Source organism: Bacillus thuringiensis (genome assembly GCF_001455345.1).
Lineage (GTDB): Bacteria > Bacillota > Bacilli > Bacillales > Bacillaceae_G > Bacillus_A > Bacillus_A thuringiensis_N.
Genome location: NZ_CP013274.1, coordinates 2,822,035 through 2,846,477, shown reverse-complemented (window position 1 = coordinate 2,846,477; position 24,443 = coordinate 2,822,035). Strand labels below are relative to the sequence as shown.

Genomic DNA, 24,443 nt, shown 5'->3' with positions numbered 1-24,443 from the left:
GTTAAAGAGCACCAGGCGCAATCCACATATGTGAGGTGAGTCCTTTATCAGCTAAAGCGAGCTGACTGTCATATACAGTTTTCCATGTTTCATAGAACTCTTTATATAGTTCGTGATTTTCAGTAACTGGTTCAAATGTTTGCTCCCACTGTACAAACTCTTCGGCAGTTTCTTCCATAGATGAATATATGCCAGCACCAACTCCAGCAGCAATCGCAGTTCCTAAAGCAGCTGCTTCTTTCACAACAGGTACTTTTACAGGAATACCAAGGACATCTGATAGAATTTGTGGCCATAGTTTTCCTTTAGCGGCACCGCCAGCAAAAATAACTTCAGAAGGGAATGTACCAGTTAGATTTTCTATTAATTTTAAGTTTCCAAGTGTAACGAAGGCGGCATTTTCTTCAATAGCACGGAACAGTTCTTTTTTTCCGCATTTGTCAGCATCTAAACTTAAATTTAAAAAAGAAGGTGCGGCATGACGCCAAGAAATGTAGTTCATTACGTTTGAAAAAGTAGGGATAATGCCATGTGAGCCGACAGGTACGTCTTTCGCTTGTTCTTCTAATAATGCATAAGCATCTACACCGAGCTTGTCAGCAAGTTTCTTTTCCTCTTGGCAAAAAGCGTCTCGAAACCAGCGCATAACAAGCCCTGGAAAAAAGGCAATCGTTTCATATTGCCACAGGTTAGGTACGACGTGACAATTTATGCGAATTGCAGCATATGGATCCGTAATTGGCTCAGTAACATTCACTTCTTGTTGCCAAAAACTACCTCCGCATATTAATGTTTGATTAGGCTTCACGACTCCCGTTCCGAGTGATGCCATTTGAGCATCTCCGCCCCCGGCGACGACAGGAATTCCTTCACGTAAACCAGTGAATGCTGCAAACTCTTTTGTAACGTTGCCAATTACTGTACCAGCTTCATTTACTGTTGGTGAAAATGGTAAAGTTAGACCGCACTCCTTAGCGACATCGTTATCCCACACTCTATTTTTTAAGTCGAAAATACCGGACGTACATCCATTTGAGGGGTCGATTTGCAGTACACCGCTTAGTTTATATAAAATCCAATCGTTTAACATCGTAAAAGAATGAATATTGCTATAGATTTCGGGTTCATGTTTTTTAATCCAAAGTAGGCGGGGTAAAGCACCTAGTGAAAAAGTTTGACCTGATCTTGTATATAAATCTTCTTCAAGATGCGAACGTATTTCTTTTAGCTCACTAACTTCAGCGGATGCACGCCCATCAACATTTGCACAAGCCCAAATTTCTTGCCCATTTTTATCATATAAAACAAAACCTTCTCGCATACTAGTAGCGCTAATAGCTTTAATAGAAGAGGGTGAGACATTACTTCTTTGTAAAACTTCTTTCGTGCATTTTTGTACTAGCTTCCAGTTTGCTATTACATCAAAATTCATAGAACCTGGGTAACGAGGATCCGTGTTATGAACCCATTCTTTTTGACTGACCGCAATTTGATTACCTAGTAAATCAAAAAGAACAGCTCGAATGCTTCCTGTACCAGCGTCAAAAGCTAATAAATGAGACATTAACAATCACCATCCTTTCGTAATAAGGAGAGGGCAGTTTCCTCATCGGTAATTAATGCATGAATAAACTTTCCTTTTAAGGCACCATAAATTGCGTCTATCTTTTCTGTACCTCCAGCAACACCGACGACATGATTCATATTGCGTAGAATAGAGAGAGGCGTGCCAATTAGGCGATTGTGATGCGAGAGCTCTAATAAATCGCCATTTGTATTATAAAACTGTCCTAAAATATCACCAGCACCGTTTTGACTACGAATATACGTCATCTCACGTAGTGTTAATTTTTCTTCTTTTACAATTGTAGCGTCTTGTGATAATCCTCCAATACCAACAACAGCCGTATGAGCAAGTGAAGCGACATGAAGCATATCTTTTACACTCGGTTCTGATAGAATACTTTGTGCCATTTCGGTTGTAGACGCTAGAAACGGCGTAGGGATAATGTGCAGATCGCCTTGCATGTAGTGTAAATAGTTTTGTTTTCTCGGGAGATAGTGATTTACTCCGCCTGTTAACGTTACGATTGAAAGATTAATAGAGCTTTCGAAATGAATGTTTTCTAGCATTTTGCTAATTGTTTCTCCCCAGCCAATACCGAGTAAATCACCTTGCTGGAGCTGAGTTTCTAAATATTGTGCAGCAGCTTTTCCAAGAGAAGTGTGATAATTGTTTACTGGGGTAGGGATAATAAAAGCATCTTTTAAGTGAAATTTTTTCATTAGGTCACGCTCAATACTTAAACAGTGCAAACCAGTACCTTTTACGTGAAATGTAACGATACCTTCACCCCGCGCCTTATCTAATAACCGGACGACTTTATTTCTTGAAATATGAAGAAGTGAAGCAATCTCCTGTTGTGTTAATTGGTCTTTATAATAGTACCAAGCTACTTTCGTTAATAAATTCTCTTCAAAGTTAAGCTGAGTCATACTCTTCATCCCTTTCAACAATTGACCACTGCTTAAACATATGTGCCATATATTTTGTTTATTCCAGTTGAAACGATTAATAGTACGTAGAAAAAAGTGTTCTAGATATAAAAAAAGGAATATACAATGCTACAAAACAAGTAGAACAAATAATCATTTTCTCAAAAAATGTTCTGCATAAAGGCAGGTGACATCAAGTGGAGAACGTACCTTTATTACAAGTAAAGAAAATGAGTAAGGCGTTTTTAAATCAACTTGTATTAAAAGAAGTGAACTTACAAGTAGAGCGTGGAGATATATACGCTTTAGTTGGGGGAAATGGTGCCGGGAAATCAACATTAATGAAAATATTAACGGGGTTATATTCGTATGATGATGGAGTAATGTATGTAAAAGGAACGAAGCAACAGTTTTCAAATCCGTCAGAAGCGCACCGAAAAGGTATTTATTTAATACCGCAAGAACCGCTCATTTTTCCGAATATGACTATTGAAGAAAATATATGCATTGGGATAAAAGGGAAGAGAAGGGAACTGAAAGTAAAAGTTCAGCAATTGATTAACAGCTTAGGTTGGGATATTGACCTTTATGAGCTAGGAGCATCATTATCCATTGCGCAGCAACAGTTAGTAGAAATTGTTAGAGGATTAATACGAGAAGCCGAGATTCTTATTTTAGATGAGCCAACATCGACATTAACAACTCACGAAATTAAGAGTCTTTTTGTGTTGATGAAAAGTTTACAAGAAAAAGAAATTGGGATGATTTATATTACGCATCGCTTTCCAGAAATCTTTGAAATTGCCAACAAAGTAGCAATATTACGAGATGGAGTGATTGTAAGTCAAGGAGATGTATGTGACTATACATATGACATGCTAATGGAGGGATTATTACCAAAAGGGTATAAACAAGAAGAGAAAAGAGATATTGTGCAAGTGACAAAAGGAACGAAGAAAATATTAGAAGTAGTTGATGTAACGAGCCACGCATTCGAAAACATATCATTCACTGTACATGCGGGTGAGATTGTAGGTATTGCTGGCATTATAGGATCTGGCAGAACTGAATTAGCAGAAGCAATATTTGGATTGAAAACTATAAAATCAGGGTCTATTTTATTAGAAGGAAAATCAATTGATACATGTTCTTTGCATAAAAGGCTAGACGAAGGGCTAGTTTATGTGCCAGAGGATAGAGCGAGGAATGGAATTTTCTCAATTGCTTCTGTTAAAGAAAATATTGCAGCAGCAAGTTTACAGCAAAATAATCGCTTTTTTATAAATCAAGAAAAAGAAAGCGCTTTAGTTAATTCATTTATAGAACAGTTCCAAATTGTTGTACAGAATATGAATGAAGAACTGACATCTTTATCAGGAGGTAATCAGCAAAAAGTCGTGCTAGCAAAATATCTTGCGTGTAATCCGAAAATTATTATTCTTGATGAACCGACTCGTGGAATTGATGCGAAGGCAAGGCTTGAAGTGTATGAGACGATAGAAAAAATGAAAAGGGAAGGACTCGCAATTTTATTAATTTCTTCAGATGTTGAAGAAATTGTTCAATTAGTGAACCGTGTATATGTAATGAGGAATGGGCGATTTGTTTCTCATATGGAAAAAGAACAACTGAGTGTGAATGAAGTTACACGCCTTGCATACGGAGGTGTAGCGGAATGAAACGTATGTTAAAAATGCACGAAACGTCTATTATAACGTTACTACTAATTTATATAGCTATTGTCGGAATGATAAACCCTAGTTTTATTCAATTTGACTCGTTATCTTTAATGGTGAAATCAAGCGTTATTTTAGTCGTGCTAGCAATCGGCCAATCGTTCGTCTTATTTACGAAAAACATAGATGTATCAGTTGGCTCAATTATGGGGTTAAGTGCAGCAGTTTGCGGGATGATGTTAACGAATGAGTATAGTGCATCCATGTCAATATTTGCTGCTATTATACTTGGGGCCATTATCGGTTTCTTAAATGGTATTGGAGTTGCAAAGTTTCGGGTACCAGCCATTATTATGACATTAGGCATGTTAGGAATTGTTAGAGGTGCGATGTTAATTTTCACAGGCGGAAAGTGGATTGAAGATATACCAAACGATTTTAAGCAACTGTCATCTATCGTCATACTTGGTTTGCCGATAATTGTATGGATTGTTTTTATTATTTTACTACTACTATACTTCTTTTTAAAGAAAGTGCCATTTGGAAGATACTTTTATGCGGTAGGTGATAATGAAGATGGCGCGAGACTCATTGGTATACCTGTTAATACAGTAAAGATATATGCGTTTATGATTTCAGGAATAAGCGCTGCGCTCGCTGGTTGCATATTTGTTATGAATATCGGGTTCGTTCCAAATCAAACTGGTACAGGATTAGAATTACAAGTAATCGCAGCCGCTGTACTAGGAGGAATTCATTTAAAAGGAGGAACAGGATCTTTATTTGGAGCTGCATTAGGAGCATTATTTTTAGAAACAATAAGCAGTTCACTCGTCTTTTTAAAAATACCAGCATTTTGGAATAATGCTATTTCAGGTTTTTTATTATTACTTATCATCATACTGGATAGTGTTATGAAAAAGTGGAAGGCCGAAAGGAGAAGGAATCTATGAAGTATGTATACAGATGGGAAGGTGTTCTAATTGTATTACTTCTTATTGAATTCATTCTCTTTAGTTTTATAAGCAGCGATTTCTTAAATATTAGTAATCTCCTTTTTAGTACAAATGATTTCTTATTTATAGCAATAGCGGCGATACCAATGACTTTCGTTATTGTAACAGGAGGAATTGATGTATCGGTCGGCTCAATAATGGGGCTCACTTCAATCTTGATCGGTGTACTTTGGATGAATGGGGTATCTATTTTGTTTGCTGTCATAATAGCTCTTATAATTAGTTGTTTAGCAGGAGCTTTAAACGGAATCATTATAAAAATGACAGATGTAGAGCCACTTGTCGTTACACTCGGAACGATGTTTTTATATGGTGGAATTGCACTCGTCATTTCAGGAGGGGCAGGTGCTTCTGGGTATGAAGGAATAAGCGGATTACCTGACACATTTGTACAACTGGCAAACGGTAGTTTTATAGGAATACCGAATTTATTATGGTTACTAATTATATTAACGATTTTATGCACGATATTGTTTCATCGCACCATATATGGGCGCCACGTAAAATTAACAGGTGCAAACGAAAATGCAGCCAAATACACCGGGATTAAAACGAAAAAAGTAGTCATCATAGCTTACATACTTTCCGGGTTAGGAGGTGGATTAGGAGGTGCTTTCTTAACCGCGTATTTCGGTTCCGCACGTGCAGATATGGGAAGTGAAACGATTTTACCAATTATTACAGCAGTTGTATTAGGCGGGACACTTATTACAGGGGGAAAAGGAAGCATTATCGGTACTGTACTTGCGAGTATTTTTATTGGGCTCATGCAGTATGGTTTGCAAATGACGGGTTTAACAAATGAACAATCCAACGTAGTAATTGGTATTATCCTTATTCTTTCAGTTATAATGAGACATTTCAAATTACATCAATTCACATTGGGGAAAAGAAAGAATTTGCATAAGGGGGAAATGTCATGAAGAGAAAACTAGGGGTTGTATTAATCGTATGCATTTGTTTAATCGGCTTAATCGCTTGTTCTAGTCAAACCGCAGATAAGAAAAAAGCTGATGATGTGAAATTTGCATTTATCCCAAAATTAACTGGAGTTGGCTTCTTTACATCAGGTGGTGAAGGGGCAAAAGAGATGGGAGATAAGTTAGGCGTACAAGTGAAATATGATGGACCGTCTGAAGCAAGCGTATCAGGGCAAGTAAAATATATAAACAATTTCATTAACCAAAACTATGATGCACTTATGGTTTCTTCTACGTCAGTAGATGGTTTATCACAATCACTGCAACGTGCAAAGAAAAAAGGGATGACGGTGTTAACGTGGGACTCTGATGTGAATCCGAAAGACCGTTCATTTTATATAAGTCAAGGTACACCAGACCAACTTGCAAACTTATTAATTGAAATGACTTCAAAGCAAATTGGAGATAAAGGAAAAGTAGCATTCTTTTATTCTAGTCCAACAGTAACGGATCAAAATCAATGGGTAACGAAAGCGAAAGAAATTATTAAAAAGAAATATCCGAACTGGGAAATTGTAACGACACAGTACGGTGAAAATAATGCACAAAAGTCTTTGTCTGTAGGGGAGAACATTTTAAAAACGTATCCAGATATGAATGCAGTCATTTGTCCAGATGCAACGGCACTTCCGGCAATGGCACAAGCAGCCGAAAACTTGAAAATGGATAAAAAAGTCGTTGTAACTGGATTTTCCACACCGAATGTTATGCGTGATTATGTAAAACGAGGAACAGTACAACAATTCGGATTATGGGATGTCAAACAACAAGGTGCACTCGCAACGTATGTAGCAAATGAAATTGTTGTAAAAGGGAAGAAGTTAAAAGTAGGGGATAGCTTCGAAGTAAAAGGAATTGGAAAAGTGAAAGTAGAGCCAAACTCCATTCAAGGATATGACTATGAGGCAGAAGGGAACGGAATTATCGTACTACCAGAACGAGTCGTATTTACAAAGGATAATATTGATAAATATAATTTCTAGTAACGAAAAAACGTCCGAATGTATCGGACGTTTTTATTTCTTCATTAATTATGAACTGTTTCTTTTTCATTTAATCCAAGGGTACGACCTGTAGAAGTGTGAAGGTCTTGGAATAATCTAGGATTTTCTGTTAATGAAGTGCCGTAAGAAGGAATCATTTCTTTTATTTTTTCTTCCCATTCTATCATGCGGCTTGGGAAACATTTTTCTAATACTTCAAGCATAACGTGAACGGCAGTAGAGGCACCTGGTGAAGCACCTAGTAATGCAGCGATTGAGCCGTCAGCTGCACTGACAACTTCTGTACCGAATTGAAGTGTACCTTTACCGCCAGCATCAGTATCTTTAATTACTTGCACACGTTGCCCAGCAACTACAATATCCCAATCTTCACTTTTCGCGTTCGGAATGAATTCGCGTAATTCTTCCATACGTTTTTCGTGTGATAACATAACTTGTTGAATTAAGTATTTTGTTAATCCCATTTCTTTTACACCAGCAGCTAACATCGTTAAGACGTTATTCGGTTTTACAGAACCAATTAAGTCAAGGTTTGAGCCAGTTTTTAAGAATTTAGGTGAGAACCCTGCGAACGGTCCGAATAATAAAGCTTTTTTATTGTCTATATATCTCGTATCAAGGTGAGGTACAGACATTGGCGGAGCGCCAACTTTAGCTTTACCGTATACTTTCGCATGATGTTGCTCTACAACTTTTTGGTTTTTACATACCATAAATAGTCCACTTACTGGGAATCCACCGATATGTTTTGATTCAGGAATACCTGTCTTTTGTAGTAGAGGTAAGCTTCCGCCACCGCCGCCGATAAAGACAAATTTTGCAGTATGATGTTCAATTTTACCACTATTCATATCGTGTACTTTTACTTCCCACAAACCATTCTTCGTGCGTTTAATATTTTCGACACTATGTTTGTAGTTTAGCTCGACATTTTTAGTTTGTAAGTAATCAAACAACATACGTGTTAATGCACCGAAGTTCACATCTGTTCCAGAGTCAATCTTCGTTGCAGCCATCGGTTCATTAGATGTACGTCCTTCCATAATGAGTGGAAGCCATTTTTTTAATGTTTCAGGAGCATCGGAAAATTCCATGCCTTGAAACAGTGGATTTTTTGAAAGCGCTTCAAAACGGTTTTTTAGAAACTCAACATTTTTGTCACCTTGTACTAAACTCATATGAGGTAGAGGCATAATGAAATCTTGTGGATTACGAATTAGTTTGCTTTTTACAAGATATGCCCAAAATTGTCTTGAAAGCTGGAATTGCTCATTCACTTTTACAGCCTTACTAATATCTATAGATCCGTCAGATTTTTCGGAAGTATAGTTCAGTTCGCAAAGCGCAGAATGCCCTGTACCTGCATTATTCCATTCGTTAGAGCTTTCTTCCCCGGCACTTGCGAGTTTTTCAAAAACTTTAATTTCCCATTCAGGTGCTAATTCTTTTAGTAATGAGCCTAACGTTGCACTCATAATTCCTGCACCAATTAAGATAACGTCTGTTTTTTGCTGCATGTTGCTCATGATAATCTCTCCATCCCCTATATTGGCAAAAAAGAGTAGGTGTTTTCTATGTCTAAGCCGTAAAAGAGAAACACCGCCTAGGCCCCACCTAGGTGTATACCTTTTTTGTCTCAATTATATAACCATCTCATACTCTATTATAATAATTAATAGACTAAAATATCTAGTGTTATCTGATAATTTTAAAATATTTAACGCTTTATTTGCCAAAATTCTTATTTAACAAGCACTTTTCAGTTAATGAATAGAAAAAAATTACAGTTTGAAATTATCTCGAAAAAGCTTACGTATCCAAAAGTGGGTAGAAAGGATACCTTTTTATGGGACTTTTTGCTCCGCTTATTGTATGATTATTCTGAAATTTAAAAGGAGGGATGCACATGCGTACACAAGAACAAATCGCAAACTTATTTCGAAATTTTTCAATAAAAGAATGTAAAGGGTCAAGTGACTTATATGAATACGTAGCAATAAAAATAGCTGAAGATGAGGAAGTACTTACACTATCTTCCTACGCTCAAGCAGGTCAACCAGTCCCAAACTTATTATTAGGTGCAGTACATTATTTATTACTAGCAGGGAAAGAACATCATCTAAAAACGTATTATAGTAGCTTAGTTGAACATGCCAATACGAATTTAGATCAAGCTTTTGATCATTTTAAAGATTTCTGTAAAATGTACAGAGAAGAAATTATTAATTTATTACAAACGAAACTCGTTCAAACGAACGAAGTAAGACGATGTGCGTACTTATATCCAAGTTTCAGTTACATATTTAATAAAGTGAATAAACCGTTAGCGTTAATAGAAATTGGTACAAGTTCTGGATTACAACTATTTTGGGACCAATATAGCTATTCGTACGGTACAGATGAAACATACGGAAATATAAATTCGAATGTACATTTAACTTCTGAAATAAGAGGGGAGAATGTGCCTCATTTATTAAAAGAAAGTCCACCTGTCGTAGAAAGAATCGGACTAGATTTACATGTGAATGATTTACATAGTGACGAAGATTATTTATGGCTACGTGCACTCATTTGGCCAGAACATAAAGAAAGACTAGAAACGTTTGACCAAGCAGCAACTTTAGTAAAAAATGAGTCTGTCAAATTAATAGAAGGAAATGGTGTAGAACTATTACCATCTATTATTGAACAAATAAATGATGATGCGGTTATCTGTATTTTCCATACACACGTCGCAAATCAAATACCTGAACAAGTAAAACGTAAGCTAGAAAAACAAATCCAAGAAATCGGTGCAAAGCGTGATGTATTCCATCTTTATAACAACATGTGGGACCGGGACTTTCATATTGATTATTATATTAACGGCAACGAATATCGTGAAACGGTTGGAGAAACGGAAGGGCATGGAAGATGGTTTAGTTGGAAGCTTGGGAAGGAGACGCCTTGTTAGTATTTCTTCAAAATAAAAAATAGCTGATGGAGATATTCCATTAGCTATTTTTTATTAAACTGATTGGGAATCAAAGTGGTGATTTCATTACCAGGTGCAGCCACTACAAGCCAATCTTCAAATTGGATGCCAGCTTGCCAACATTCATAATCATTATGAAAACCATTTAAAAATATGATCTGTCCGCTTTCTAATGTAATTATTAAATGAGGGATTTCTAAGCCAAGTTGTATATCGGTAACTTTTTTCTTCTCGTTTCAAATAATATTTTATATTCATCTTTCTCAGAATAATCCTCAAATTCATCTTCATTTTTTAGCAATCGTAAGTTTATTTTTGGCGGGAATTACGACATGAAACGTTTATAGAAGATAAGGATACTTATAATATATAGAATTAGAAATAAGAATTTGATAGTATTGGAGTAAGAGTTTTAATAACAGTATATTAAGTCGTATTAATATACCGTTGCAAATGTTTTGGTATGATAGTAAATTTTATTATTTTTACGAAAGCATTTGATAGAATTCAAAAAAATATAATGGAGGATACTATGAAAAAAGTAATTGGCGCAGCAACAGCAACAGTTTTTGGATTGGGAGCATTTACTACAACTGCTACTGCAGAAACGATCGTAACAGCAGATGTACTCAACGTACGTGAAAAACCGACTACGGAATCAAAAGTTGTCGAAAAAGTAAAAAACGGGGAAGAATTAAAAGTCATAAATACTGAAGATGGCTGGTCAAAAATTGAGTTAAATGGTAAAGAAGTATTTGTAAGCTCGAAGTTTACAAAAGATATTTACCATGTAACAGCAGATTTATTAAATGTACGTTCTGAATCAAACACGGAATCAGAAATTCTTGGCAGACTGAAAAAAGATGATGTAATTGAATCAACGAACCAAGTAAAAGATGGATGGATACAATTTGAATATAAAGGAAAAACAGCTTATGTAAATGTTTCTTTCTTATCAAGTAAAGCACCAATTGAAAAAAAGGCTGACGAGAAAACGAAGCAAGTAGCGAAAGTACAAAAAATGGTTAAAGCTAAGGAAGAAGCAAAAGTCCAAGAAGTAACAAAGCCTAAGGAAGAAGCAAAAGTCCAAGAAGTAACAAAGCCTAAGGAAGAAGTGAAAGTCCAAGAAGTAACAAAGCCTAAGGAAGAAGTGAAAGTCCAAGAAGTAACAAAGCCTAAGGAAGAAGTAAAAGTCCAAGAAGTAACAAAGCCTAAGGAAGAAGTAAAAGTCCAAGAAGTGACAAAGCCTAAGGAAGAAGTAAAAGTCCAAGAAGTAACAAAGCCTAAGGAAGAAGTAAAAGTCCAAGAAGAAGCAAAAGCACAAGAAATAGCGAAAGCTAAGGAAGAAGCAAAAGCGCAAGAGATAGCGAAAGCTAAGGAAGAAGCAAAAGCGCAAGAGATAGCGAAAGCTAAGGAAGAGGCAAAAGCGCAAGAGATAGCGAAAGCTAAGGAAGAGGCAAAAGCGCAAGAGATAGCGAAAGCTAAGGAAGAGGCAAAAGCGCAAGAGATAGCGAAAGCTAAGGAAGAAGCAAAAGCACAGGAAATAGCAAAGGCTAAGGAAGAAGCGAAAGCACAGGAAATAGCAAAGGCTAAGGAAGAAGCGAAAGCAAAGGAAATAGCCAAAGCTAAGGAAGAAGCAAGAGAACGAGAAGCAATAAAGGCAAAAGAAGAGTCTAAAAATAACACACAGTCCGCTAAACGTGAATTAACGGTGGTGGCGACAGCATATACGGCTGATCCAAGTGAGAATGGTACATATGGTGGACGTGTTTTAACTGCGATGGGGCATGATTTAACGGCTAATCCGAATATGAGAATTATAGCAGTAGATCCGAAAGTAATCCCATTAGGATCTAAAGTATGGGTAGAAGGTTATGGAGAAGCAATTGCTGGTGATACGGGAAGTGCAATTAAAGGTAATCGCATTGATGTTTTAATGGGTTCAAAAAGTAAAGCGATGAATTGGGGAAGACAAACTGTTAAAGTGAAGATTTTATAATAAATCTAATAACATAATGAAAATAAGACTGACATATTCTGTCGGTCTTATTTTCGTACCATAATATCATTAAGAATCGCATCAAATATATCTTTTTGCGTGAAGTTATCTGTAAAAATAGTTTCGCTAGCAACTTCAATTGTATCGTGTGGATTATACCATTTTTCTAGGGAATCCTCACCAAATTCATGCCGCTTTTCCCTTGTGTTATGTCGTCGAATCGTTTCTTTTAACGATAAATCAAAGTAATATGTATACGTGTTTCCTTCAAAATAATGTATTAATTCTTTTAACATTTCACCGTATCTTCGACTGTTTAAAATACCTTCTAAAATAACAAACTCACATTTTCCTTTTCCGTACTTTGTAATTTCAAATAGTAAATCATGTGATAAATTCCCCATCGTGTCGTGTACTCTAAGCATATCTCTACGTACAACATCCTGTGATACCAAAAGTGTACCTTGTCCGAAATGCTCTTGTAGTTGCTTTGCGATTGTTGTTTTACCACTTGCGGAGTTTCCTCTAAGGATGATTAAAGTTGATTTAAGTATAGGATTAGGCATCATGTATTCCCCCAACGTGAATGATTATATAGAAAATTTTAACAAATAAAACGAAGAAAGTGTATAATCAATATGATGGATATTTAAAGGTGATACATTAAAAAATGCACAACTTATATGGAAACGGATATGGTTTCGCTATCTAGAGGCGATTAAAGATTTCACAACAAGAAAAAATATAAATAATTAAAAAGAGGTACTATATGCTATTTCAAAAAGATAATGTATCGGTTAGGTATGTATTAGAAGAGGATGCACCAATCATTTCAAAATGGTTAACAGACCCAGAAGTACTGCAGTATTATGAAGGGCGAGATAATCCGCAATCAGTAGAAATGGTACTGGATCATTTTATACATAATCCAAATAGTCATGAAAAAAGATGCTTAATAGAGTTTTATGGTATGCCGATCGGTTATATTCAAATGTATCCAGTTGATTCGGAGTGGAAAACTTTATATGGCTATGAAGCATCACAAAATGTATGGGGAATGGATCAATTTATCGGAGAACCCGCCTATTGGGAAAAGGGAATTGGAACTAAACTTGTTCAGGCAGCAATTACATATATTATGGAGAACACGGGAGCAGAAGCAATTGCAATGGACCCGAAGGTAAATAATGAACGTGCAATAAAGTGTTATGAAAAATGTGGATTTAATAAGGTGAAGATTTTAAAAGAACATGAACTGCATGAAGGGGTATTAGAAGATTGTTGGATGATGGAATATAAACGTATAGAGGATAGGTGATAAAAGTGAAGGCGCTACTTGTATTAGATATGCAGAAGGGGATTTTAGAGTGCAAAGATTTTTCTGTTGAAAAAGAGTTCATTGCAAATGTTTTAAAACAATTTAAAGTGGAGAATGAACCTATTATTTTCTTAAAACACCGAGATGATAATCCAGAAAGTACGTTGTATTATGAATCAACTGGAAGTGAATTAGTAGAAGAATTTACTGGGTTTGCGGATTATATAGCCGAGAAGACGACACCTAGTGCGTTTAAAGATACAAGTGTTGAAGAGATATTAACGAAACATAAAGTTGATCATGTTGTTATCGTTGGATTTAATACGGAATTTTGTTGTTTATTTACAAGTATCGCTGCTTTTGAAAAAGGATATAAAGTTACGCTTATTGAAGATGCGACGGGAACGGCTAATGATGAAGAAGTATATGAAATGCCTGGGCTAGATATAAAGGACTTCGTCGGATCAATCTTGAATTGGTCCAATGTAATTGAAGTACTATATTATGATGAATATGTAGAGTCCTATACAAATAAAGGGGGCTGCGCGATATGAAAAAAGCATTAATCGTAATCGATGTACAAGCAGGTATGTATACAGCAGAAATGCCGGTACATAATGGGGAAAAGTTTTTACAAACATTACAAGAGCTTATTGAAGAATGCCGTTCAAATGATATTCCGGTAATTTATGTGCAACATAACGGACCAAAAGACCATCCGTTAGAAAAAGGTACAGAGGGATGGAAGATCCATGCGGCAATCGCTCCACTAGAAGGAGATTGTGTTGTTGAAAAAACGACTCCAGATTCATTCCACAAGACGAACCTAAACGAAGTATTGCAAGACAAGGGAATCGATCATGTTATCATTTCAGGAATGCAGACGCAGTACTGTGTGGATACGACAACTCGCAGAGCATTTAGTGAAGGGTATAAAGTAACGTTAGTGAGTGATGCACATAGTACGTTTAATACCGAAGTATTACGTGCTGAAGACATTGTAAAGCATCATAATGTAGTGTTTGGAGCGTTTGCTGATGTTATTTCGTTAAAAGATTTGAAAGTGACTGCCTCTAAATAAGAGGCAGTTTTTTATTAGAGGAAATCGTGTCAAATAATGTCGGTAAATCGATATTCTTTGTCGAAACGTCGATATATTTAAATAATCGTTGATATATTTCAAGTTACGATAGATATATTTGAAAAATCGTCGATATAATTTCACGTATCATAATGAAAACACAAAAAGGAGCACCACATAATTAAAAAGGGCACTCCTGCATCAAAATGTCATTTCTTCTTATTCTTATCTTTATCCAATATATTCTGCTCTTCAGCAAATTCCGTACCATATGCAAAGCGGCGATTAATATGAATGTTATCATTGTTGTGCCTTGTGTGTGAGTTAGAGAAGCGATGAACGATTACTTCAGATAATGTAAAGACAGTAGCGGAAAGGAAACTACCCCATGCAATTTGCATGTAATTGTCTAATAAAATATTACCGAAAATCCATACGCTTAAATATGTTAGTAAGAAATCCGACATAATGGCACCAGTATTGCCTATTCGGTTTAAGATGATTTTATCAACGAACATATAAGATACGATTGTAACAAAAAGACTGAATGAAATAATTTGGACGAAAGTTGCAGGGAAAAATAAAGCGAGTCCAATACTAAATGCGATAATGCACGATATAAACTTGATGAGTACTACAGTAAAACTATTCAATATTTACACCTCCGATTTATACATAGTTTTACAATAAAATTAGGAGTTCATACATTGTAACGAATATATTTATATAAAACTTTTTCACGTTCAATTTATGTCTAAATATTAAAAAAACAAAGAAAAAATGTTATAGTAAAATGAGAGTATATGACATTTTTAGGTAAGGGGGAATCCTGAGTGTGGATTACTTCAGAAGTAGAAATTCCAGATGAGTTAATTGATCATCTTGAACAAGGGAAGTTAGTACTATTTGTTGGAGCGGGAGTTTCTATGAAAGGGAAGTCAAACTTACCGAATTTTGATGATCTAGTTGATGAAATTGCGAAAACGTTATATGTAGAAACACGTGAAATAACAGAACCTCATGATTATTATCTTGGTAAAATTGCAAAAACAAAAGATGTACATCAAGTTGCAAGAGACCTAGTTCATATAGAAAAGTCAAAACCAAATCCGCTTCATTATGCAATTCCAAGGTTGTTTCCTTTAGATACAGAAGTCCGCATTGTAACGACAAACTTTGATCGACATTTTACAACTGCGATGAAAGAAATGAATAGAGAATTAAACGTATATTACGCACCTGCGTTACCTACAGGTAGGGCGTTTAAAGGACTCGCTTACATACATGGAAATATTGAACAAGAGAAAGAAGCGTTAATTTTAACAGATGGTGATTTTGGAAGGGCTTACTTAACGGAAGGATGGGCAAGAAGATTTTTAGTTGATTTATTCTCGAATTATACCGTTTTATTCGTTGGGTATAGCCATAATGATCCAGTAATGAAATACTTAGCGACTGGTTTACCACCAAGTACAAGGCGTTATGCATTTGTCGCACAAGGGGAAAACACATACCACTGGGAGCATTTGGGAATACGACCGATTGTATATCCGAATAAAGGTAACAATCATCAATCTCTTGTTAAAGCAGTGAAGCGATGGGCGGAATTAATGGGGGATAACTATATTACAAAACGAATGCGAATTCGTGACATTGTAACAGTTCCACCGTCAGTAGAGCAGGAACAATTATCATACATAAAACAGTCAATTAAAAAAATTGAAACAGTCCGCTACTTTGTTGAATTTGCTCACGATTATGAATGGGTGGAATGGCTTGAAGTAGAAGGGAAGTTACAAAATTTATTCTTAGTTACATCAAACTATAATGAGGTAGATGAATTACTTGCAGAATGGCTAGTGGAACAATTTCTTTTTAGTCATCAAAAAGAATTATTTCAATTAATTTTTAAAAACCATTCTAAAATATCTCCTTTATTATGGAGGACAATTTGTAGCTATTTAAACGAAACGAAAATGAAAATGGATCCGTTATTGTTTGCAAGATGGACACTCCTTTTATTAGAAACAGCTGAAAAAGATAGTAAATCAATTGAAAAAATTTCTTACTTACTGCAAAAATGTTCTTTCCCTGAGCATAAAGAAATTGCTTTATTGTTACTAACGTTTATTTTGGACGGAAAACTTAAATTGAAGCGGGAAAGAAGATGGGGAAATGATACGCAAGAATCAATAGAACTTGAGGAATCGAGTCGTTTACCAGTGTCTACATTTTCTTATGTGGAGCAAATGTGGAATGAGAAGATGAAACCGCATATTTCCTATTATGCCGTTCCAATTATGATGATGGGAATAGAGAAGATGCGAATGTTATCACTAAGGCAAATGGCACTGAAGAAAAGGGATAAGGAAAATGTGGAAAAAGAATTCCAGCAAAATGATCTTGCATTTTTAATTCAAATTGTAAAAGAATGTTTAGCCTATTTATGTGAAAACAATGAGCAAAAAGCAAATTATTATATTACAGAAATGATAGAAGCAAACAGCATACTTCAAAAACGAATTGCAATTGATGCGATGAATAAAAATATATTTGTTGGCGCCGATGAGAAAATGAAATGGTTGTTACAGGAAGGTATTCTTTTAGATGTCACGTATAAACATGAAGTTTTTCAACTTATAAAAAATCATTTCGCATTCTCTTTAGAAAAAACAAAGGAAGAAGTCGTTCAAATTATACTGAAGGACCTTGCAGAGGAGAGGGCATTTGATGTTTGTTTAGTCTTAGATTTATTATTCACTTGCGATTCGAATAGTCCATCTACGGCAAAAGGTTATGAGGTAATGAAGCAAAAACATCCTCACTTTCATGCTGATCGATACAGTGTACAAAAGAAAGAGACTACAGAACAAAGTATTACTTGTAATGTAACTGCTGATGGATTATTGCAGCTGAAAGACGAAGAAATTATGAAACAAGTTCATCAATTTTCTCAAGACGGTGTTTTTGAACAACGTCATTTTTTAGAGATGTTATCGAAAGCATGTAAATTGAATACAGAATGGAGTATTTCATTTGCTTATCAATTAGTTGGAATGCACGAAATAAGTAATGAAGTATGGTTTGTTTGTATTAGAGAGTGGCGAAATAACCGAGGACTGACAAATGAACAAATCCAAAAAATTATTCCGCTATTGCAGAAATTTGTTAGAAATACTGCTTTTCATTGGTTAATTAGTAGTTTTCTATATGAAATTAGTAATCGATTAGAAGAGTTAGAGGAAAATAGTATACGCAATGTGAAACGGTTTGCGTTTTCGGTATTCCCTCAAGTAATGAAAGATGATACAGATTTTAAGCTGGGAAAACAAGATTTTTACAATGAATCAATCCAGCATCCTGTTGGGAAAATGACAGCTGTATTATTAAAATTGTTATCATATGATCATTTATACGATCGTAATGTGTATGAATATTTATTTTTATTTGAAGAACAAGTAAGAGTTAGTTCAGAACGGACAAATTTTATGTTAGCTCGTTTAGTAGCAGATATTACTTTTCTTTATCATATTGAGAAGCAATGGTGCCGAAAATATTTGTTACCGTATTTAGATTTAAATAAGGAAAATGAAATTACGAAATATGCATGGGCAGGCTTATGTTACACGCAAATAAATTTACCTTTATTTACAGAGATGAAGCGATTTATTAAGTATGCGGTAGAACATTTGGAAGTATTACATCCACATACGAGGGAAGCTTTCTTGAAATGGCTTAGTTTTGTATTTATTAAATGTGTACTGTATTGGGAGCAAAAAACTGATTGGTTATACCCTTTACTGATACGAGAAAATGAAGAAAATAAAATTAAATTTATGCAGTTTTTATGCTATTATGTCAAAACGTTAAGTGCAAAAGAACAACAAAAATTTTGGGTAGCTTGGCTTAGTGTATTTTTGCGAGAGCGACCGAAAATGGGTGAAATCACAGCTAGAGAATATGTAATGCTTTTACGTATTATTTTATTTATGGATGAAATAGTAGAAAGAGGATTATCTATCATTTGTAAAACATTTTTGGACGTGGGTGGAAAAGGAAATCAAACGGAGTTAAAACAGTTACTTAATGAAATAATTCAAAAAACAGAGAGTATAAAAATGTATAAAGAATTGTATGCAAATATATTTTTCACCTTACTGCAAACGCTTCAAGAGGCCGATATACTTGAAACTGAAATTATTCAAATAAAAGAAGTATTAGTCCGGTATGGGATAGGAAAATATGTATTAAATGCAATAGATAATGAGATAATTCGCATCGGAATTGTTATGGGAAATTTACAAGAAGAAATGTAGGACGAAAGTGGATTTTTAAAAAATATATAAAAAGTTGTTGACAGTGTTTTGAAAAGCGTTCTATAATACGAATCATACTTATTCAATTTCAAAAACATTTGAATAAACAAAGTGCAATGAAGAGATCACAGTAGTGGTTAATCTTACTGTAACAGAGAGCTGGTGGTTGGTGTGAACCAGTACAGGGATAATCATGAATTACAGTCTTGGAGCATCTTTTTCGTAGTAAAGATAATTTTGTCTTTATGAAGAAAAAGCGGTCAATTGATCGTTAACAGTGAAGAGAGGTAGACGGAAAGTTAGTCTACAACTAGGGTGGTACCGCGATAAATATCGTCCCTACTGATTTATTCAGTAGGGACTTTTTGTATTTTAGTGGTCCAACTTGAAAATTAAATATTCATGCGTTGAAAGGAAAAGCAGTAGTTGTTGTTTCCCTGTAACAGAGAGCTGGTGGTCGGTGCGAACCAGTACAAAAACAAGAGCGAATTACAGTCCTAGAGCATCTTTTTCGTAGTAAAGATACTATTTGTCTTTATGAAGGGAAAGACGGTCAGATGATCGTTAACAATGAAGAGAGGTAGACGAAAGAAGTCTACAACTAGGGTGGTACCGCGATAAATATCGTCCCTACTGATTGGATCAGTAGGGCTTTTTTGTACAAAAAAAGTGGGTTTTTAGCTAGTAGATAGTGTCTTTGTACTAATTATTAGTTTAAAATAAGAAGAGGTATCGATTCCACTTTAAATTTGTATAATTGACCAGTTCAGAAAATAGAGAATTTTTCATTCTCTTACTATACTTTTAAAACATTAGAGGAGGATTTCCAAATGGCAAATCATGAATTAGATCAATTACGTAAACAGGTAGATGAAATTAACTTACAACTATTACACCTTTTAAACAAACGTGGTGAAATCGTTCAAAAGATTGGGGAACAAAAGCAAGTACAAGGTACGAAACGTTTTGATCCAGTACGTGAGCGTGAAGTACTTGATATGATCGCAGAGAATAACGAAGGACCATTCGAAACGTCAACAGTTCAACATATTTTCAAAACAATCTTCAAAGCTAGCTTAGAATTACAAGAAGATGATAACCGTAAAGCATTGCTAGTATCACGTAAAAAGAAACAAGAAAACACAATCGTTGATGTAAAAGGTGAATTAATTGGTAACGGAACACAAACGTTCATCATGGGACCTTGTGCGGTAGAAAGCTTAGAGCAAGTTCGCCAAGTAGGGCAAGCGATGAAAGACCAAGGATTAAAATTAATGCGCGGGGGTGCTTTCAAACCGAGAACATCTCCATACGATTTCCAAGGTTTAGGAGTAGAAGGATTACAAATTTTACGCCAAGTAGCAGATGAGTTCGACTTAGCGATCATTAGTGAAATTTTAAATCCGAACGATGTTGAAATGGCATTAGACTACGTTGATGTAATTCAAGTTGGTGCACGTAATATGCAAAACTTCGATTTACTACGAGCTGTAGGTAAAGTTAACAAGCCAGTATTATTAAAACGTGGTTTAGCAGCAACAATTGATGAATTCATTAACGCAGCGGAATACATCATTGCACAAGGTAACGACCAAATTATTCTATGTGAGCGCGGTATCCGCACATACGAAAGAGCAACGCGTAACACATTAGATATTTCAGCAGTACCGATTTTAAAGAAAGAAACACATTTACCAGTTATCGTTGACGTTACGCATTCAACTGGACGTAGAGATTTATTATTACCAACGGCGAAAGCAGCACTTGCAATTGGTGCAGATGCAGTAATGGCTGAAGTACATCCAGATCCAGCAGTTGCATTATCAGATTCTGCACAACAAATGGATATTCCAGAATTCCATAGATTCATGGATGAGTTAAAAGGATTCAAAAATAAATTATCTTAATTCCATATTATATATGCGCTGAAGAGGAAACAGTAGTGCTTATCTCCCTGTTAAAGAGAGCTGATGGTCGGTGTGAATCAGTACAAAGGTAAGCATGAATTACAGCCTTGGAGCATCTTTCTCGCCATTTATGGAGGGAAAGACGGTCAAATGATCGTTAAAGAAGAAGAGAGGTAGACAGAAACGTAGTCTACAACTAGGGTGGTACCGCGATAAACATCGTCCCTACTGAGCGCTCAGTAGGGACTTTTTTGTACAAAAAAATAGTAAAGGGGCAAGAGAAATGAGATACATTACAGCTGGAGAATCACATGGGCCGCAGTTAACAGTTATTTTAGAAGGTGTACCAGCAGGTTTAACATTAACAGCAGAACATATTAATAAAGAATTATTAAGAAGACAAAAAGGGCACGGACGCGGAAGACGTATGCAAATTGAAACTGATACAGTTGAAATTGTAAGTGGTGTTCGTCATGGGATGACACTTGGCTCGCCGATAACGTTAATCGTAAAAAATGATGATTTCAAACATTGGACGAAAGTAATGGGTGCAGAGCCAATTTCGGAAAAAGAAAGTAAAGAAATGAAACGTACAATTACAAAACCACGTCCAGGACATGCGGATTTAAACGGAGCAATTAAATACGGTCACCGTGATATAAGAAACGTGTTAGAGCGCTCATCTGCAAGAGAAACGACAGTTCGTGTAGCTGCTGGTGCAGTTGCGAAACAAATTTTAAAAGAATTAGGCGTAGAAATTGCAGGGCATGTACTTGAAATTGGTGGAGTAAAAGCAAAACATATTTCAAACTTATCAATTGAAGAGATTCAAACAATTACTGAAAACTCACCAGTTCGATGTTTAGATAAAGAAGTAGAACAAGAGATGATGGATGCGATAGATAACGCTAAAAGTAGTGGAGATTCAATAGGCGGCATTGTTGAAGTCATTGCAGAAGGCATGCCAATAGGTGTTGGTAGTTACGTTCATTACGATCGTAAATTAGATGCAAAACTTGCTGGTGCAATTATGAGTATTAATGCATTTAAAGGTGCTGAAATTGGTGTTGGTTTTGAAGCAGCAAGACAGCCAGGAAGTAAAGTGCATGATGAAATTTTATGGGATGAAGAACAAGGATACACGAGAAAAACGAATAATGCCGGGGGTTTAGAAGGCGGTATGACAACAGGCATGCCAATTGTTGTAAGAGGTGTTATGAAACCAATACCTACATTATACAAACCGTTAGCAAGTGTTGATATTGATACGAAAGAATCATTCCAAGCGAGTATTGAAAGATCTGATAGTTGTGCAGTACCAGCAGCAGGTGTAGTAGCTGAATCTGTTGTAGCATGGGAACTTGCACACGCACTAGTCGAACAATTCGGAAAAGATCGTATAGAATTAATTCAGCAAAACATTACGCAACATAATAAATACGCAAAAGAATTTTAATAAAAAGGTGGTTTTAACATGCAAGTAAAAGATCAACTCTCATCATTACAACCATATAAACCAGGTAAATCACCTGAACAAATGAAAGAAGTGTACGGAAATCATGAATTTGTGAAATTAGCATCGAATGAAAATCCATTCGGTTGCTCACCACGTGTTTTAGATGAGTTGCAAAAATCTTGGTTAGAACATGCCTTATATCCTGACGGAGGTGCTACTATGCTCCGTCAAACCATTGCAAATAAGTTACATGTGAAAATGGAACAAGTACTTTGCGGTAGTGGTTTAGATGAAGTCATTCAAATGATAAGTCGCGCAGTACTCAAAGCAGGAGATAACATCGTAACAGCAGGTGCGACATTCCCACAGTACCGTCATCATGCAGTTATTGAAGGTTGTGAAGTAAAAGAAATTCCTTTAAATAACGGTGTATACGATTTAGAAGAAATTGCGACAGCGGTAAATAATAAAACGAAAATCGTATGGATTTGTAATCCGAACAACCCGACAGGCACATATGTGAATGCTCAAAAGTTGACTCAATTTATTGAAGGTATTAGTGAAAATACGTTAATTGTCATTGATGAAGCGTACTATGAATACGTAACAGCAAAAGATTTCCCAGAGACATTACCGCTTTTAGAAAAACATAAAAACATTCTTGTACTTAGAACATTTTCTAAAGCATACGGATTAGCTTCCTTCCGCGTTGGATATGCGATTGGACACGAAGAGCTAATCGAGAAATTAAATGTCGTACGTTTGCCATTTAACGTATCTTCATTAGCGCAAAAAGCAGCGACGATTGCTTTTGGTGATGACGAGTTTATTGAAGAAATTGTTCGTGTGAATACAGAAGGATTACAACAATACGAAAGCTTTTGTAAGGAAAAAGAAATTCCATTTTATCCATCGCAAACAAATTTCATCTTCTTGCCAGTTGAGAATGCTGGGGTGATTTATGAAGCTTGTGCACACGCAGGATTTATTATTCGTCCGTTCCCAAATGGTGTCCGTATTACAGTCGGAACAAGGGAGCAAAATGAAGGAGTGATTTCAGTGTTAAAACAACACTTTGAAAATAAAAAAAGAAAGTCTCGAGATGAGGCTAATGTGTAAAAATGTAGTATTAATTGGAACAGGTTTAATAGGAGGCTCTCTTGCATTAGCAATTAAAAAAGAGCACGATGTAACGATAACAGGTTATGATATATTTCAAGAACAAGTAGAACGTGCAAAAGAATTACATGTAGTAGATGAAGTAGCGGTAGATTTACAGCATGCATGCGAAGAGGCGCATTTAATTGTTTTTGCTTCTCCAGTTGAAGAAACGAAGAAGTTATTACACAAATTAGCGTCATTTCGGTTACGAGAAGATGTTATCGTAACCGATGTTGGTAGTACAAAAGGGACGATTATGAATGAAGCGGAAGCTTTATTTTCAAAGGAAGTTTCTTTCATTGGTGGACATCCAATGGCAGGTTCTCATAAAACGGGCGTTGAAAGTGCAAAAGCACATTTATTTGAAAATGCATTTTACATTTTGACACCGATGAATCATGTGCCAAATGAACATGTGGAAGAACTAAAGCGTTGGTTACAAGGAACAGGATCTCATTTTCTCGTTTTAAATACGGAAGAACATGATTATGTAACAGGGATTGTAAGTCATTTCCCGCACCTTATCGCAGCAGGTTTAGTAAAACAAGTAGAGAAACATGCAGGAGATAATCCGCTCATTCATCAACTAGCTGCTGGCGGTTTTAAAGATATTACGCGAATCGCATCTAGTAGCCCGAAAATGTGGAGTGATATTGTTAAGCAAAATCGTGAGCATTTAATGGTATTATTAAAAGAGTGGATCTCTGAAATGGAAGATTTATATGATACAGTTTCTTCCGGAGATGCAGGCGAGATTCAAAACTATTTTGCAGACGCGAAAGAATACCGTGACTCTTTACCAGTAAGAAAGAGAGGGGCGATTCCTGCCTATCACGACTTATACGTCGATGTTTTAGATAAAGTAGGGGCATTAGCTCACATTACGAGTATTTTAGCGCGCGAAGAAATTAGTATTACGAACTTGCAAATATTAGAAGCACGTGAAGGGTTGCTTGGGGTATTACGTATTAGCTTCCAACGAGAAGAAGATCGTATGAAAGCAAAGCTAGCGCTTGGAGAAGAAAAATACCAAACTTATGAAACAATTTAAATGAGAAG

At 35.8% G+C, this 24,443-nt stretch carries 19 protein-coding genes, 1 pseudogene and 3 other annotated features; of the genes and pseudogenes, 14 read left to right on the top strand and 6 right to left on the bottom strand.

The features are described from left to right. Position 1: 1 nt before the first annotated feature. Positions 2-1,564 (bottom strand): autoinducer-2 kinase, encoded by a 1,563-nt coding sequence (lsrK, locus tag ATN06_RS14920; RefSeq protein ID WP_060631297.1) that lies wholly within the window; start codon positions 1,562-1,564, stop codon positions 2-4. Continuing rightward, positions 1,564-2,496 (bottom strand): sugar-binding transcriptional regulator, encoded by a 933-nt coding sequence (locus ATN06_RS14915; protein ID WP_060631296.1) that lies wholly within the window; start codon positions 2,494-2,496, stop codon positions 1,564-1,566. The genes lsrK and ATN06_RS14915 overlap by 1 nt, the downstream gene beginning before the upstream one ends. A gap of 197 nt (positions 2,497-2,693) precedes the next feature. On the opposite strand from ATN06_RS14915, the gene ATN06_RS14910 reads away from it, so the two are divergent. From ATN06_RS14910 to lsrB, 4 genes are read left to right on the top strand one after another with little or no spacing between them, the layout of a single operon-like run. Beyond that, entirely contained in the window at positions 2,694-4,175 is a 1,482-nt protein-coding gene (locus tag ATN06_RS14910; RefSeq protein ID WP_060631295.1) for a sugar ABC transporter ATP-binding protein, read from the top strand. Continuing rightward, a complete protein-coding gene (locus ATN06_RS14905) occupies positions 4,172-5,125 on the top strand; it encodes an ABC transporter permease subunit (RefSeq protein ID WP_060631294.1) in 954 nt (317 codons plus the stop codon). The genes ATN06_RS14910 and ATN06_RS14905 overlap by 4 nt, the downstream gene beginning before the upstream one ends. Next, the gene (locus tag ATN06_RS14900) at positions 5,122-6,111 is read left to right on the top strand and encodes an ABC transporter permease (RefSeq protein WP_060631293.1); all 990 of its coding nucleotides are present in this window, start codon (positions 5,122-5,124) and stop codon (positions 6,109-6,111) included. The genes ATN06_RS14905 and ATN06_RS14900 overlap by 4 nt, the downstream gene beginning before the upstream one ends. After that, positions 6,108-7,151: an autoinducer 2 ABC transporter substrate-binding protein LsrB gene (gene lsrB / locus ATN06_RS14895; protein ID WP_060631292.1), complete on the top strand. Its 1,044-nt coding sequence runs from the start codon at positions 6,108-6,110 to the stop codon at positions 7,149-7,151. Before ATN06_RS14900 ends, lsrB begins: the two co-directional genes overlap by 4 nt. A gap of 44 nt (positions 7,152-7,195) precedes the next feature. Here the strand turns inward: lsrB and ATN06_RS14890 are convergent, their stop codons facing one another. Further along, the gene (locus ATN06_RS14890; RefSeq protein ID WP_060631291.1) at positions 7,196-8,698 is read right to left on the bottom strand and encodes a malate:quinone oxidoreductase; all 1,503 of its coding nucleotides are present in this window, start codon (positions 8,696-8,698) and stop codon (positions 7,196-7,198) included. A gap of 380 nt (positions 8,699-9,078) precedes the next feature. Here ATN06_RS14890 and ATN06_RS14885 point away from each other — a divergent pair, with 380 nt between their 5' ends. Beyond that, a complete protein-coding gene (locus ATN06_RS14885) occupies positions 9,079-10,125 on the top strand; it encodes a DUF2332 domain-containing protein (protein ID WP_060631290.1) in 1,047 nt (348 codons plus the stop codon). 44 nt (positions 10,126-10,169) lie between these two features. Here the strand turns inward: ATN06_RS14885 and ATN06_RS29475 are convergent. Next, positions 10,170-10,438, bottom strand: a pseudogene (locus ATN06_RS29475) (hypothetical protein); the annotation flags it as partial. Between the two features lie 240 nt (positions 10,439-10,678). Between ATN06_RS29475 and entB the strand changes: the two are divergent. Further along, positions 10,679-12,145 (top strand): cell wall-binding protein EntB, encoded by a 1,467-nt coding sequence (entB, locus tag ATN06_RS14875; RefSeq protein WP_060631289.1) that lies wholly within the window; start codon positions 10,679-10,681, stop codon positions 12,143-12,145. A gap of 47 nt (positions 12,146-12,192) precedes the next feature. Here entB and ATN06_RS14870 read toward each other — a convergent pair whose 3' ends face one another. Next, positions 12,193-12,711: a kinase gene (locus tag ATN06_RS14870; RefSeq protein ID WP_060631288.1), complete on the bottom strand. Its 519-nt coding sequence runs from the start codon at positions 12,709-12,711 to the stop codon at positions 12,193-12,195. Between the two features lie 203 nt (positions 12,712-12,914). Here ATN06_RS14870 and ATN06_RS14865 point away from each other — a divergent pair, with 203 nt between their 5' ends. From ATN06_RS14865 to ATN06_RS14855, 3 genes are read left to right on the top strand one after another with little or no spacing between them, the layout of a single operon-like run. Beyond that, positions 12,915-13,463 (top strand): GNAT family N-acetyltransferase, encoded by a 549-nt coding sequence (locus ATN06_RS14865; RefSeq protein ID WP_060631287.1) that lies wholly within the window; start codon positions 12,915-12,917, stop codon positions 13,461-13,463. Positions 13,464-13,468: 5 nt separating this feature from the next. Beyond that, complete coding sequence (locus tag ATN06_RS14860) at positions 13,469-14,017, top strand: isochorismatase family protein (protein ID WP_060631286.1); 549 nt, start codon at positions 13,469-13,471, stop codon at positions 14,015-14,017. Further along, positions 14,014-14,544 carry a cysteine hydrolase family protein gene (locus ATN06_RS14855; RefSeq protein ID WP_060631285.1) on the top strand — a complete coding sequence of 177 codons (531 nt, stop codon included), beginning with the start codon at positions 14,014-14,016 and terminating at the stop codon, positions 14,542-14,544. Before ATN06_RS14860 ends, ATN06_RS14855 begins: the two co-directional genes overlap by 4 nt. Before the next feature lie 209 nt (positions 14,545-14,753). Here ATN06_RS14855 and ATN06_RS14850 read toward each other — a convergent pair whose 3' ends face one another. Next, a complete protein-coding gene (locus ATN06_RS14850) occupies positions 14,754-15,197 on the bottom strand; it encodes a YndM family protein (RefSeq protein ID WP_060631284.1) in 444 nt (147 codons plus the stop codon). Positions 15,198-15,377: 180 nt separating this feature from the next. On the opposite strand from ATN06_RS14850, the gene ATN06_RS14845 reads away from it, so the two are divergent. The 5 genes from ATN06_RS14845 to tyrA all read left to right on the top strand — a co-directional run bounded on the left by ATN06_RS14845 (position 15,378) and on the right by tyrA (position 24,435). Next, the gene (locus ATN06_RS14845; protein WP_060631283.1) at positions 15,378-18,860 is read left to right on the top strand and encodes a DUF4020 domain-containing protein; all 3,483 of its coding nucleotides are present in this window, start codon (positions 15,378-15,380) and stop codon (positions 18,858-18,860) included. Between the two features lie 107 nt (positions 18,861-18,967). Continuing rightward, positions 18,968-19,204: a binding site (T-box leader), on the top strand. 54 nt (positions 19,205-19,258) lie between these two features. Next, positions 19,259-19,495 (top strand) — a binding site (T-box leader). 195 nt (positions 19,496-19,690) lie between these two features. After that, entirely contained in the window at positions 19,691-20,767 is a 1,077-nt protein-coding gene (locus tag ATN06_RS14840; RefSeq protein ID WP_001273580.1) for a bifunctional 3-deoxy-7-phosphoheptulonate synthase/chorismate mutase, read from the top strand. Positions 20,768-20,776: 9 nt separating this feature from the next. Further along, positions 20,777-20,997 (top strand) — a binding site (T-box leader). A 53-nt stretch (positions 20,998-21,050) separates the two neighbouring features. Continuing rightward, a complete protein-coding gene (gene aroC / locus ATN06_RS14835) occupies positions 21,051-22,223 on the top strand; it encodes a chorismate synthase (RefSeq protein ID WP_060631282.1) in 1,173 nt (390 codons plus the stop codon). A gap of 18 nt (positions 22,224-22,241) precedes the next feature. Beyond that, on the top strand, positions 22,242-23,342 hold the full coding sequence (gene hisC / locus ATN06_RS14830; protein WP_060631281.1) for a histidinol-phosphate transaminase: 1,101 nt from the start codon (positions 22,242-22,244) through the stop codon (positions 23,340-23,342). Further along, positions 23,335-24,435, top strand: coding sequence for a prephenate dehydrogenase (gene tyrA / locus ATN06_RS14825; protein ID WP_060631280.1), 1,101 nt, complete (start codon positions 23,335-23,337; stop codon positions 24,433-24,435). Before hisC ends, tyrA begins: the two co-directional genes overlap by 8 nt. Positions 24,436-24,443: the final 8 nt, after the last annotated feature.